General features: G+C 63.1%; 12 protein-coding genes. 11 read left to right on the top strand and 1 reads right to left on the bottom strand.

The window, feature by feature from the left end:
* Window positions 1–25 precede the first annotated feature (25 nt).
* From AC1ATL_RS02915 to AC1ATL_RS02955, 9 genes are all read left to right on the top strand, one after another.
* Window positions 26–1,006, top strand: coding sequence for an ABC transporter permease (locus AC1ATL_RS02915; RefSeq protein ID WP_476568277.1), 981 nt, complete (start codon window positions 26–28; stop codon window positions 1,004–1,006).
* Window positions 1,003–1,860: an ABC transporter permease gene (locus AC1ATL_RS02920; RefSeq protein WP_476568279.1), complete on the top strand. Its 858-nt coding sequence runs from the start codon at window positions 1,003–1,005 to the stop codon at window positions 1,858–1,860. The genes AC1ATL_RS02915 and AC1ATL_RS02920 overlap by 4 nt, the downstream gene beginning before the upstream one ends.
* Window positions 1,857–2,642: an ABC transporter ATP-binding protein gene (locus AC1ATL_RS02925; protein ID WP_476568281.1), complete on the top strand. Its 786-nt coding sequence runs from the start codon at window positions 1,857–1,859 to the stop codon at window positions 2,640–2,642. Before AC1ATL_RS02920 ends, AC1ATL_RS02925 begins: the two co-directional genes overlap by 4 nt.
* A gap of 2 nt (window positions 2,643–2,644) precedes the next feature.
* Window positions 2,645–3,418 (top strand): ATP-binding cassette domain-containing protein, encoded by a 774-nt coding sequence (locus tag AC1ATL_RS02930; RefSeq protein WP_476568283.1) that lies wholly within the window; start codon window positions 2,645–2,647, stop codon window positions 3,416–3,418.
* A 448-nt stretch (window positions 3,419–3,866) separates the two neighbouring features.
* Window positions 3,867–4,877, top strand: coding sequence for a pyridoxal-phosphate dependent enzyme (locus AC1ATL_RS02935; protein ID WP_476568285.1), 1,011 nt, complete (start codon window positions 3,867–3,869; stop codon window positions 4,875–4,877).
* A 79-nt stretch (window positions 4,878–4,956) separates the two neighbouring features.
* On the top strand, window positions 4,957–6,138 hold the full coding sequence (locus tag AC1ATL_RS02940) for a cystathionine gamma-synthase (RefSeq protein ID WP_476568287.1): 1,182 nt from the start codon (window positions 4,957–4,959) through the stop codon (window positions 6,136–6,138).
* A gap of 130 nt (window positions 6,139–6,268) precedes the next feature.
* Window positions 6,269–8,221, top strand: coding sequence for a DNA helicase RecQ (gene recQ / locus AC1ATL_RS02945; protein ID WP_476568289.1), 1,953 nt, complete (start codon window positions 6,269–6,271; stop codon window positions 8,219–8,221).
* A 106-nt stretch (window positions 8,222–8,327) separates the two neighbouring features.
* Window positions 8,328–8,813: an S-ribosylhomocysteine lyase gene (locus AC1ATL_RS02950; protein WP_217063398.1), complete on the top strand. Its 486-nt coding sequence runs from the start codon at window positions 8,328–8,330 to the stop codon at window positions 8,811–8,813.
* A 119-nt stretch (window positions 8,814–8,932) separates the two neighbouring features.
* Window positions 8,933–9,469, top strand: a complete 537-nt coding sequence (locus tag AC1ATL_RS02955) for a GNAT family N-acetyltransferase (RefSeq protein ID WP_476568292.1) — start codon at window positions 8,933–8,935, stop codon at window positions 9,467–9,469.
* A 138-nt stretch (window positions 9,470–9,607) separates the two neighbouring features.
* Here the strand turns inward: AC1ATL_RS02955 and AC1ATL_RS02960 are convergent, their stop codons facing one another.
* Window positions 9,608–11,035 carry an amino acid permease gene (locus tag AC1ATL_RS02960; RefSeq protein ID WP_476568294.1) on the bottom strand — a complete coding sequence of 476 codons (1,428 nt, stop codon included), beginning with the start codon at window positions 11,033–11,035 and terminating at the stop codon, window positions 9,608–9,610.
* Window positions 11,036–11,267: 232 nt separating this feature from the next.
* On the opposite strand from AC1ATL_RS02960, the gene alr reads away from it, so the two are divergent.
* Window positions 11,268–12,626: an alanine racemase gene (alr, locus tag AC1ATL_RS02965; protein ID WP_476568296.1), complete on the top strand. Its 1,359-nt coding sequence runs from the start codon at window positions 11,268–11,270 to the stop codon at window positions 12,624–12,626.
* A 44-nt stretch (window positions 12,627–12,670) separates the two neighbouring features.
* On the top strand, window positions 12,671–13,930 hold the full coding sequence (locus AC1ATL_RS02970) for a deoxyguanosinetriphosphate triphosphohydrolase (RefSeq protein WP_476568298.1): 1,260 nt from the start codon (window positions 12,671–12,673) through the stop codon (window positions 13,928–13,930).
* The last annotated feature ends 8 nt before the right edge of the window (window positions 13,931–13,938 follow it).

A 13,938-nucleotide genomic window follows, 5' to 3' on the forward strand; every position in this document is an offset into this window, starting at 1 on the left:
TCAAGTAAAGGTTGCGTGGACGATCATGCGATTCGTAGGGAAACGGCTGATGCTGTTCGTGGCGGCCCTGATGGGCCTGTCCGCGTTGGTGTTCGTGATGCTTCGCGTGCTTCCGGGGGACGTGGCCGCGGTGATCGCCGGCACCAACGCGACCCCCGAACGCATCGCGTCGCTGCGCGCCGAACTCGGGTTGGACAAGCCGCTTGTCGCGCAATACGGCGATTGGATGCTGGGTCTGCTGCATGGCGATCTCGGCGTGTCCGCGGTCGGCGGCAGATCGGTGGCGGGGCAGGTCGTGACGCGCATGTCCGTGACTTTTCCGCTGATCGTGCTGAGCCTTCTGATCGCGCTCGCGATAGGGCTTCCGCTCGGCTGCGCCGCCGTGCTGGCGCGCAATCCCCGTCTGCGCGGCCTGCTTCATGGCATCGCGATCGTGGCCGGCGCCATCCCCGCGTTGTGGGGCGGTTTGCTGCTGATACTGCTGTTCTCCCGTGGATCGGGCCTGCTGGGATTGCTTCCCGCGCAGGGCTTCCCGGATGACGGTTGGTCGTCGCCGCTACGCGCGCTCGCCTCGCTGACGTTGCCCGCGCTCACCACCGGCATCACGGCCGGAGCATCCATCATGCGCTACACGCGCGCGGCGGTGGGGGATATGGCCTCCTCGCAGGCGGTGGACATGGCCATGGCCTGCGGCATGACCCGCACGCAGGCGGTGCTGCGCGTGGCCCTGCGTCTGGCCACCCCGCAACTGGTGTCCGTGATCGGTCTGACCTTCGCGCAGATGATCACCGGCGTGATGGTGGTGGAGAACCTGTTCGCCCTGCCGGGTCTTGGTGCCATGCTGGTCACCGATGTCGGCAACCGCGACCTCATCGCGGTGCAAAGCGAACTGTTCCTGCTCGCCGCGTTCTTCCTGCTGCTGGGACTCGTGGTCGACGTGGCGCACCGCGCGCTGGATCCACGATTGAAAACCACCGGCGCGGCCTCGGGAAAGGCAATCGCATGAATTCGGCGAAAATCGTCATATCGTCCATCTGGTCCAAGGCGGGAGGCAAATACTCGCTGATCGTCATCGGACTGTGGCTTCTGACTGCAGCCATATCCCTTGTCTGGACGCCGTATCCGCTGCTCGACACCGACGGCTTCAACGTGTGGGCCTCGCCGTCCGCGGCGCATCCGCTGGGCACCGACGGCACCGGAGCCGACGTGCTGAGCTGGCTGATGGCCGGCTCCCGCACGAATCTTCTGATCGCACTGCTCGCCGTCATCGTCGCCGCCGCGATCGGACTTGCGCTGGTGGCGGCGATGGTGTCACGTTCCGGCGCACTCGCGTCCACGTCGGTGGTCGTGGTCGACGCGCTGATCTCCATTCCGACGGTGCTGATCGCATTGATCCTCACTGTGCCGTTCGGCGCGTCCGCCGCGGTGGTCGTGGCCGCCTGCGGCTGCGCGTACGGGCTGAACCTGGCCCGCATCCTACGCCCTTCCGCCATGCTCGCCGCGCGTTCCGCATACGTCGAATCGGCATTGTGGTCGGGGGCAAGCCCCATCCGCGTGTTCTTCTCGCACATCGTGCCGAACACATTGCCGGTGTTGTGCGTGCAGCTGTCCATGAGCGCCGGCACCTCGATGCTGGCCGAAGCGGGACTCACCTACCTTGGCGTGGGCGTCGGAGCCGGCGTTCCCAGCTGGGGGCATTCGCTGTCCACCTCCGTCCGATTCATCAGTATCCATCCGACGGCCGTTCTGTGGCCCGGACTGGTGGTGACGCTGGTCGTGATCGCGCTGAACCTGTTCGGTGACGCACTGCGCGACGCGCTCGACCCGTTGGCCAACCCCGCGTTGAGGGAGATCTCATGAGCGTTTCCATCCGTGACCTGAACATCGTCATCAACGGCAAGCCGATCGTCCACGGCGTCGACCTCGACATCGCCGACGGCGAACGCGTCGGCCTGGTCGGCTCATCCGGTTCCGGCAAGTCGATGATCGCCAAAGCGATGATGGGATTGCTCCCCTCCACCGCACGTGTGGAAGGCAGCGTGGAATTGGGCGGCAAGCAGATCGTGGGCGCGTCCGACAGTGTGATCGCCGACCTGCGTGGACGATACGTGGGCATGGTGTTCCAGGATCCATCCGCGGCGTTGAATCCGGTGATGACGGTGGCACAGCAGGTCGGGCTTCCGCTGTACCTGCATTACGATCTGACGCTCGCCGAACGATTGGAACGCGTCACACGCATGCTGGAAAAGGTCGGCTTGGGCGAGGATGTGCTGTGCAAATATCCGCATGAACTGTCGGGTGGGCAGCGGCAGCGCGTCGGCATCGCCACGGCGCTGGTCACGTCTCCGAGGCTGATCATCGCGGATGAGCCGACCACCGCTTTGGATTCGATCACGCAACGGCAGATTGTGGACCTGCTCATATCCTTGGTGGATGATGCGAATGCCTCCATGCTGTTCATCACCCACGATTTCGCCGTTCTGAGCCATGCCACAACGCGTTGCTATGTGCTGGACCGTGGCCGGATCGCCGAATCCGGCGCGACCGCGGACGTGCTGACGGAACCCAGGACCGATGAGGGCCGACGGCTGGTGGAGGCGGCGCGCGCCTTGTCGTTGCACGCCGGAAACGAAGGAGCCTGATCATGGGCGATGACGAACGGACGATGCTGGAAGGCCGGGACCTGGCCAAATGGTATGGCACGGGACGGCATCGTCGTCAGGTGCTGTTCGATGTGGATGTGCGGTTGCGTGCGGGGGAGTGCCTCGCGGTGATCGGCGGATCCGGGTCGGGCAAAACCACGCTGACCCGCGTGCTGTTGGGACTTGAGCGTGCCGATGGTGGCATCGTCGAATATTGCGGGAAGCAGCTTCACGGCGAAGTGGCGCATGATCTGCGCGCGCAATCCGGACTGGTGTTCCAGAATCCGTACGATTCGCTGGATCCGAGGTGGCGCGTCGGCCGTTCCGTGGGCGAGCCTCTTCGTTTGCGTCATCCGGATTGGTCGCAGGAGCGTATCGCGGATCGTGTGGCCGAAGCGTTGGCCATGGTGAGCCTCGAACCGGAAACGTTCGCCGGTCGTTTTCCCATCGACCTGTCCGGCGGGCAGGCGCAGCGCGCGGCGATCGCCCGCGCCATCGTGGACCGGCCCAAGGTGCTGCTCGCCGATGAGCCGATGAGCGCCATCGACGTGGCCGCAAGGGTCAGAATCCTCGAATCCTTCAAAGCCATCCGCAAGGCTGAACCCGACATGGCGATCATCATGGTGTCCCACGATCTGGGCGTGGTGCAGCACCTCGCGGACCGCATACTGGTCCTGCACGACGGACATGCGGTCGAATCCGGTCCGACCGATCGGATACTGGCGCACCCGTGCGACGAATACACGAAGCGACTGCTGCAGGCCGCCACGATGTAGCCGTGTGGATGGGCGGCATATGTGCGTCGGCCATACGATGACGCCGGCCGTTTCCGATCTTGCGCGGACCATGACATGTCCATCATGCGAACGCGGTCGACACGCCGGTGTCAATGGGTGTGCTATGGTGTGAGCCATGTTCAATTTCTCATGTTGTTGTTGTCGCTGACCACCCGCCCCGAGGGGCGCGCGGTTCATCGACGCATAACTTGAGATAGGACTTTTCATAGCACGGCTGCGATTGAGGCAGTCCGTATGCGAATCGCCAAAACACCATTCAAAACGGCATGTCGGATGAAGCCGGCATATGCGATGACGAATGGACATACATTCCGATACGCAGGTCCCGTTTCAGCAATTGCACGCGACGGACGCGAGCTTCTCGAAAACAAGAAATCGAAAACCAATCGAAAATTCCACGAAGCAAACGTCGCGCAAAGGAAACGCCATGACCATTCACAACTCCCTCTCCGAACTCATCGGCAACACCCCGCTCGTCAAACTCAACCACGTGACCGACGGCATCAAGGCCACCATCGCGGTGAAGGTCGAATACCTCAATCCGGGCGGCTCGTCCAAGGACCGCATCGCCGAACGCATCATCGACGCCGCCGAGAAAAGCGGCGAGCTGAAGCCGGGCGGCGTGATCGTGGAACCGACCTCCGGCAACACCGGCGTGGGACTCGCCCTCGTGGCCCTGCAGCGCGGCTACCGCACCATCTTCACCCTGCCGGACAAGGTCTCCGAAGCCAAGCGCGCCGTCCTGCGCGCGTACGGCGCCGAAGTGGTCGTGACCCCCACCGACGCAGGTCCGGACGATCCGCGCTCCTACTATCAGGTCGCAGACCGCCTCGCCAAGGCGATTCCCGGCGGTTACCGTCCCAACCAGTACGACAATCCGAACGGTCCGGAAAGCCACTACCGCACCACCGGTCCGGAGATCTGGGAGGCCACCGACCACAAGGTCACGCATTTCGTGGCCGGCATCGGCACCGGCGGCACCATTTCCGGCACCGGACATTATCTGAAGGACGTCTCCGACGGCGCGGTGCAGGTCATCGGAGCCGATCCGGAAGGCTCCATCTACTCTGATCCGAACGACGTACACCAGTACAAGATCGAAGGCGTCGGCGAGGACTTCTATCCGAAGGCCTTCGATCGTGACCTGCCCGACGAGATCGTGCAGGTCACGGACGCCGAAGCCTTCGAAATGACCCGCCGCCTCGCCAATGAGGAGGGCCTGCTCGTAGGCGGCTCCTCCGGCATGGCTGTGGTCTCGGCCATCAAATACGCCCGCGAGCACGATCTCGACGAGGATCAGCTTGTCGTGGTGCTGTTGCCGGATTCCGGCCGTGGCTACATGGAGAAGATCTTCAACGACGATTGGATGCGCGCCAACGGGTTCGCCGACGTCGTGGAACGTACCACCAAGCCGAGCCTTGCCGAACAGTATCTGTAGACATCATCCGACAACCCATAATCCAATGCCCATCATCCGAACAACCCAAACCATTCGCTATTTCCAAGGAGTTCCCATCATGACCATCTCGACCAACACCGAAGCCCTCAACGCCTCCGCCCGCGCCACCCGCGCCATCCACGCAGGCCAGGAACCCGATCCGACCACCGGAGCCGTGGTCACGCCGATCTACATGACCTCCACCTTCAAGCAGGACGGCGTCGGCGGACTGCGTCACGGCTACGACTACAGCCGTTCCATCAACCCGACCCGCAATTCCTTCGACGAGCAGCTCGCCAGCGTGGAAGACGCGAAATACGCGCTGAGCTTCTCCTCGGGCCTCGCCGCCATCGACGTGCTGCTGCGCTCCACCTTGAAGCCCGGCGACAACATCCTGCTCGGCAACGACGTGTACGGAGGCACCTACCGCTTGCTCTCCAAAGTGTTCGTGCCGTGGGGCATCGGCCTCGACGTGGTCGACATCACCGACACGGCCGCCGTGTCCGCCGCACTCGCGAAGAAGCAGTACCGCTACATCTGGGTCGAGACCCCGTCCAATCCGCTGCTCAACATCACCGACATCGCCGCCACCTCCGCAGTTGCCCACGCGCACGGCACCAAGGTCGTGGTGGACAACACCTTCGCATCGCCGGTATTGCAGCATCCGCTGGATGACGGCGCCGACGTGGTGGTCTACTCCACCACCAAGTACATCGGCGGCCATTCCGACGTGGTCGGCGGCGCGGTGGTCCTGAATGACAAGGAGACCCGCGACGCCGTGGCCTTCCTGCAGAACGCGGCCGGTGCCGTGCCTTCGCCGTTCGACTCCTGGCTGGACATCCGCGGACTCAAGACCCTCGACCTGCGCGTCAAGCAGCACAGCCGCAACGCGCTGAAGATCGCGCAGTGGCTGGAAACCCGCCCCGAAGTGGAGCGCGTGTGGTACCCGGGCCTCGAATCTCATCCGGGCCACGAGATCGCGGCACGTCAGATGCACGGCGGCTTCGGCGGCATGATCTCCATCCAGATCGCCGCCGGCTTCGAAGCGGCCAAGAAGTTCGCCGGCGCCACCGAGGTGTTCACCTTGGCGGAATCCCTGGGCGGCGTGGAATCCCTGATCGAGCATCCGGGCGCCATGACCCATGCCTCTGTGGCCGGCACCACGCTTGAGGTTCCCGCCAACCTGATTCGTCTGTCCGTCGGTCTGGAGGATGCGGACGACCTCATCGCCGACCTGGAGCAGGCGTTCCGTCAGATCTGATCCACCCGTTGGAAAATCGCGGGGCGGCCGGCACGGGGAATACCCATGCCGGCCGCCCCGTCTTCGTCGGCGTCGCGTGACATCAGCGAAACCTTATCGCCGCATTCCGGCATTGCTACACTTGGGAGGCATGACGCAAGCTGTTCAATCCGTCGAACCTGTTGACCCACATGCGCTGGATGCGCTGAAACGCTATTTCGGCTACGATTCGTTCCGTCCCGGACAATCCGGCATCGTTTCGGCCATCCTCTCCGGACGCGACGTACTTGGCGTCATGCCTACCGGCGCCGGCAAATCCATCTGCTACCAGATTCCGGCCGCGATGCTGCCGGGCGTGACCGTCGTCATCTCGCCACTGATCTCGCTTATGAGGGACCAGGTCGACGCCCTGAACGATGTGGGTCTTCCGGCCGCGTTCATCAACACCACGCAGACGCCGGACGAACAGGACACGGTGTTCGCACAGACGGCGTCCGGCCAGATCAAACTGCTGTACATAGCCCCGGAACGCTTGGAAACCGACCGCTTCCGCAACTTCGCCAACCGTGTGCGAATCTCCCTCGTCGCCGTCGATGAGGCGCATTGCGTCTCCCAATGGGGACAGGACTTCCGTTCCTCGTACCTCGGCATCGGCGAATTCATCGCCCATCTTCCCAACAGGCCGACCGTCGCGGCGTTCACGGCGACCGCCACCGAACGTGTGCGGCGCGACATCGTATCGATTCTCGGTCTTGCCGATCCGGCCATAACCGTCACCGGATTCGATCGGCCGAACCTCTATTTCGACGTTATCAACATGCCGCGCAAGGACAAGGCATCCTGGGTGGCGTCATACATCGCGGCCCATCCGGACGAATCCGGCATCGTATACTGCGCGACGCGCAAGGAGACGGAGGCGCTCGCCGAATCGATCAACATCGCCGTTCGTGAACGGCGGGCCGCCGCTGAAGGAGGGAACGTCCCAGGCGGCACCGTCGCCGTCGCCTACCACGGCGGCATGAGCGCCGAAACACGCGAGCAGGCGCAACGCGATTTCGTCACCGACCGCGTGCCCGTCGTCGTGGCCACCAACGCGTTTGGCATGGGCATCGACAAGTCCAACGTGCGCTTCGTCATCCACCACAACATGCCCGAATCCATCGAAGCGTACTACCAGGAGGCGGGCCGCGCCGGACGAGACGGCGAGCCGAGCCGCTGCACGTTGCTGTGGAACGAATCGGACGTCGTCACGCGTCGTCGTCTGCTCGACATGGATTACGAGAACGATCGGCTGACGCCCGAGGAGCAGGAGGCCGTGCGCGCCTCGAAACGACGTCTGCTTGACGCCATGGTCGGCTATTGCCGCACCACGGACTGCCTGCACGCGTACATGACCAGGTATTTCGGCGAAAACGCGGGAGCCGTCTCGAAAGACGACGGCACTTGCGTGGGAGGTTGCGCCAATTGCGGGCATGCGTTCGAAACGATCGACGTCACCGATGTGGCACGTGCCATCAGCCGTTGCGTGCACGATGTGAACCAGCGCGTCGGCAGCGGCAAGATCGTCAAGGTGCTGCGCGGATCAAGAGCCCAGGATCTGGGCTATCTCAATCCCGAAAGCCTACCGTCGTTCGGTGTGCTCGACGAGGTGCCGGAGGCACGCGTTCGCGACGTGCTGAGCCAGATGGCCACCGACGGATTCCTGACGATCACCGAGGGGCGCATGCCGATTGTCCGCTTCGGACCTCGTGCCGCGGAGACGGTCGCGCCGGAATTTCATTACGAGATCAAGCGGGTCAAGCGGTCGGCCGCGGCGAAGCAACGGGTTTCCGCCACTCCGGCAGCCGTCGGATCGTACGTGCCGGACGATGAGGACGAGGCGTTGTTCCAGCGATTGCGCGCGTTGCGTCTGGACATCGCCCGAGAGCTTGGCAAGCCTCCGTACATTGTGTTCTCCGATAAGGCGCTGCGCGGCATGGCGCGGCTCAAACCGGGCACCGATGAGGAATTCCTGGAAGTCGATGGCGTGGGCGAGCGTAAGCTCGAACAGTACGGCGAACGGTTCATGGATGTGATCCGCGCGGCCACCGGCGGCGATGATTGAGCGCGTCATAGCCGACACGTATGGCGTGGCGGTTGACTGATACGGCCGAAACGTGGACAGTGGAACATGGACGAAAGCCAATGAAAGCCAAAGAAAGGACATAAACATGGCAGAAGACAAGCCGGTTGTGGAAAGCTTCCAGCTGGACCATACCAAGGTGAAGGCGCCGTATGTGCGTTACATCGACAAGGAGACCGGCCCCCACGGCGACGTGATCTCGAATTATGACCTGCGTCTGGTGCAGCCGAATGAGAACGCCATTCCGACTGGAGGCCTGCACACCATCGAACACACCATCGCGGTGCTGCTGCGCGAGCGTATCCCCGGATACATCGACTGCTCCCCGTTCGGCTGCCGCACCGGATTCCATCTGCTGACGTGGGGCGAGCATTCCACGGAGGATGTGGCGAAGGCGCTGAAGGAATCGTTGGAATTCATCGCGTACAAGGCAACGTGGGACGATGTGCCCGCGACGACGATTGAAAGCTGCGGCAATTATCGCGACCACAGTCTGTTCACCGCCAAGGAGTGGGCGAAGGACATCCTTGCCAAGGGTATCAGCTCCGATCCGTTCGAACGCCGCGTTGTGTGAAAACGCATTGCGTGAAATATGTTGCGTGAAACATACTGCGTGAAACACGCGCCGCTGTGCGGTGGACGTGGTAGCTTTGACGGCTGGAATGCCTGAGAGAGGCATACAGTCGAATTGAGGTGAACGGGTTGAACGAAACCACTTCCGAACGTCGGTTCCGTCGCGCCACCATGGAGGACCTGCCCGCCATGCTGAAAATCTACCAGCATGCGCGTGAACTCATGGCGGCCAACGGAAATCCCACTCAGTGGGGGAACACGTTTCCGCGTGAGGAAGTGGTGCGCGATGACATCCGCCAGCGCCGCACCATACTGCTGGTCGACGAGGTGGACGGCAGGGAACGCATCCTCGCCCAGTTCGCCCTATGCACGGGGGACGATCCGACCTACGCGCACATCGACGGGGCGTGGCTGGACGACGACTCGTATGTGACCATCCATCGCATCGCATCGTCCGGACTCGTCAAGGGCGCGGCCAAGGACTGCATCAACTGGTGCATCGAGCATTACGGCAATGTGCGTGCCGACACCCATCCGAACAACAAGGCCATGCAGCATGTGCTCGAATCGAACGGATTCGCGCGTTGCGGACTGATCCAGCTGCTGGACAGGCCCACCGACACCACGAGAATCGCCTACCAGCGCCACGAGTGGTGAGATGATCATGCCTTCCGGTCCTCGCTGATTCGAATGGCGTGATGGATAAACACGTGGGATGAACATGTGATGGTATGAATGGAGGCCGTCCTCCGCGGGTATGCGGGAGACAGCCTCCATTGTTTCGATGGGGCGAGGTCAGAACAGGCCGGGCTCGTTGAGCTTCGAATGCTTGCGGCTGTACGTGAAATACACCACCAGGCCAAGCGCGAACCATACGGCGAAACGCACCCAGGTCTCCCAATTGAGGCCGAGGATCAGAATCAGGCAGAACACGATCGCGCAGATCGGCGTGAACGGCACTCCCGGCGCGCGGAATCCGCGATGGGCGTCCGGCTGGGTCTTGCGCATCCACAGGATGCCGGCCGACACGATGATGAACGCGGACAGCGTACCGATGTTCACCAGCTCGAACAGCACGTTGATGTTGATGAAGCCGCCGGCGATCGCCGTCAGGATGCCGAAGAACCACGTTCCCTTGAACGGCGTGCGGTACTTCGGATGCACATCGCCGAAGAACTTCGGGAACAGGCCGTCGCGGCTCATGGCGTAGCAGATGCGCGACTGGCCGTACAGTTGCACCAGCATGACGGTGGTCATGCCGATCAGCGCGCCGAGGTTCACGATGAACGCCAGCCAGTTCAGGCCGGTCTCCATGATCACGCCGGCGACCGGGGCGTCGATGAACTTCGCGAACTCCCTGTACGGCACCACGCCGGTCATGATGAGCGTCATGACGATGTACAGCACGGTGGACACGGCCAGCGAGATCAGAATGCCGCGCGGCAGCGTCTTGTTCGGATTGATGGTCTCCTCGGCGGAGGAGGACACGGCGTCGAAGCCGATGAAGCTGAAGAACACGATTGACGCGGCCGGCACGATGCCGTACGGTTGCGTCGAGCCCGGCTGGAACGTGTAGATGCCGTACGGGGAGAACGGTTTCCAGTTGGCGGGGTTGATGTACCAGACGGTGCACACGATGAACAGCACGATGATGGCCAGCTTGATCATCACCATGATGTCGTTGGTCTTCTTTGTCTGGTTGATGCCGATGGACAGCACCCATGTGATGACGAGCACGATCACGAAGCCCGGCAGATTGAAATAGGTGGTCACGCCAGGCGTGGTGCCGTATGCGGCGGTCAACTCAACCGGCAGATGCAGTCCGAAGCCTTCCAGCAGCTTGTTGAAATAGCCCGACCAGCCGGCCGAGACGGTGGCCGCCTGCAACGCGTATTCCAAGATCAGATCCCAGCCGATTACGAAGGCGATCAGCTCGCCGAACGCCAGATACGCGTACGAATAGGCGGAACCGGACACCGGGGCCATCGCGGCGAACTCCGCGTAGCACAATCCCGCGAAGCCGCAGCAGACGGCGGCCAGCAGGAAGGACACGCACAATGCGGGTCCCGCGGTGAGCGCGCCCTTGCCGGTGAGCACGAAGATGCCGGTGCCGATGATGGCGCCGATGCCCAACATGGTCAGATCGAAGGTTTTCAGTGTTCGCTTCAGTGGAGTCGATTCGGAGACAAGCTGGTCCACCGACTTCTTGCGAAATAGATCCATGGTCGTCAGATTCCCTATGATTGTTTGAAAAATGGGCTGGACCGGACGGATTTCCGGGACTCTGGCACGCCTCAACGCCAGAAATCAGAAAGGTTGCCGTTGCACGACACGCCTTATGCATGGAAAGTGTAAAAACCGAGACCGGACAAAAGACGTGAAAACATCGTGAATCGTCTCACCATGCGCTCCGGATGTTCCATTCCTGTCACATAGCGGCGCGACAATAGGAGCCATGACTTTGAGCGCAACACGTGAATGGGATTTCTCATCCGAACAAGGCAAAGCGAATTATCAGGCCGCCCGTCGGCAGTATCCGGCGCAGGCCATCGTCGACCTCGCCACACTGCGCGACAATATGCGGCATCTGGTCGACGTCGTGGGCGGGCCGCATTCCGGCACCGCCGTCATGGGCGTCGTCAAGGCGGACGCGTACGGCCACGGCCTGATTCCGGCGGCACTCGCCGCGCTGGCCGGCGGAGCCACGTGGCTCGGCACCGCGCAATCGCATGAGGCGCTGTTGCTGCGCAAGGCCGGCATCGGTCCGGACCGCTGCCATATCCTGACATGGGTATACAGCGGCGCCGAAGTGCCGTTCGACGAGCTGATCGCCAATGACATCGACATCTCCGTCGGCTCGCTCGCCGGCATCGACGGCGTCGCGGCGGCCGCACGCAGGCTCGGCAAGACGGCGCGCGTGCACGTGAAGGTCGATTCCGGCTTCGGCCGCAACGGCTTCACACCGGCATCGTTCGACACAGCGCTCGCCAAACTGGTGCCGCTCGCCAAGGAGGGCGTGCTGCACATCGTCGGACAGTGGAGCCACCTTGCCGTGGCGGACGCTCCCGACGTGCCGGAATTCGTGGCCGCCACGGACCGGCAGGTCGAATGTTTCAAGGACTTCACCAGGCGCATGGAGGCCGCCGGCATCGCACCGGAGGTCCGTCACCTCGCCAACACCGCGGCGACGCTGTCCCGTCCGGAGATCCATTTCGAACTGACCCGTCCTGGCATCGGCCTGTACGGATACGAGGCGGACCCGGCCATGGGCACCCCATCCACATACGATCTGAAACCGTCCATGACCCTGCAGGCCCAGTTGGGCACGGTCAAGGCCGTGGAGGCCGGGCACGGCATCTCCTATGGCCGCACCTATCTGACGCCCACCGACACCTCCACCGCGATCGTCCCGCTCGGCTACGCCGATGGCATCCATCGTTCCGCCTCCGGCTTCGACATGGAAGGCGCCAAGCATGTGGTCAAGCCCGGAGGGCCGGTGCGAGTGATGACCGCGGAAGGACCACGGCTGTACCGTGTGTCCGGCCGTGTGTGCATGGACCAGTTCATGCTCGACCTGCACGGTTCCGCCGAAGCGCTCGGCGTCCACGAGGGAGACACAGTGGAACTGTTCGGCCCCGGCCGCGGCGAGGACTACGCCGAGCCGACCGCCGACGATTGGGGCCGCGCCGCCGACACCATCAGCTATGAGATCTTCACCTGCCTGCGCAACCGCATCCCGCGCCTGTACGAGCATGCCGCGGAAGTGCTGCCGGCCGAGGATCTTGCCAAACTCAACCCGACGAGCATTCTGTAGCAATCCGCGCGGGAATCGCCGGAGCGACCGAAAGGCGGTACGCCATGACGAGCGAGGGATACTGCGCGTCCGACGAGGAACGTTGGGCGCCCGAATCACCCAAATCAAGCTCGCGTACCGCCTTCCAACGTGACCGCGCCCGGCTCATCCACTCATCCGCGTTGCGCAGGCTCGGCGCGAAAACGCAGATCCTGGTCGCGGGAACGGACGATTTCGCCCGTACCCGGCTCACACACACGCTGGAAGTCGCGCAGATCGGACGGCAGATCGGCTCTTCGCTCGGCTGCGACCCTGACGTGGTCGACTGCGCCTGCCTCGCGCACGATCTCGGACATCCGCCGTTCGGGCATAACGGGGAACGCGCGCTCGCCGAAATCGCCCAAGACATCGGCGGTTTCGAAGGCAACGCGCAGACCCTGCGGCTGCTCACACGACTCGAGCCGAAGGTCATGTTCCCCGACGGTCGTTCCGCAGGTGTGAACCTGACCCGTGCCGCACTCGACGCGGCCGTCAAATATCCATGGACGCTCGACGAGGCCGCCGCGCATCCAAAAGGGGAGCGAGGAACCAAATTCTGCGTCTATCCGGACGATACTGATGTGTTCGACTGGCTCAAACGCGGCACGCCCGACCCTACACGCCAACCTGTCGAATGCCAGGTCATGGACCTTGCCGATGACATCGCCTACAGCGTGCACGACGTGGAGGACGCCATCGCCACCGGCGCGCTCGATCCGGGCGCACTGCGCGACGACGCGGCAATCGATGCGATAGCGGAGGACGCGCGCGCATGGTACGGGCCGCAATGGGATGGTGGCAAGCTGGTGGACGCGTTCGCTCGTATGCGCCGACGTGGCACGTTCCCCGACGGTTTCGACGGCTCGCGGCGCGCGCTCGCGCGAATGAAGAACATGACCAGCGATTTGATCGGCCGGTTCGCCGGTTCCGTGGAATATGCCACGAGGGACACATATGGCACTGATCCGCTGACCCGTTACCATGGCGATCTGGTGATTCCCGAAGAGACGGGCTATGAGATCGTGGCGCTCAAAGGCATCGCCGTGCATTTCGTCATGGCGCCCGGCGAACTCAATCCGATGCACGTCGAGGAACGCCGTATCGTCAAGGATCTGGTTGACATGTTCATGAAGGACAATCCCAGACCGTCCGCCGCATTGGAGAACGTGTTCCTCGATGATTGGCGTCGGGCCGCGGACGATGGCGCGCGGCTGCGCGTGGCCATCGACCAGGTGTCCAGTCTGACCGACGCCTCCGCGATGACGCTTCATTCCCTGCTGTGCTGAGGCCGAAT

The organism is Bifidobacterium sp. LH_743 (assembly GCF_056355775.1).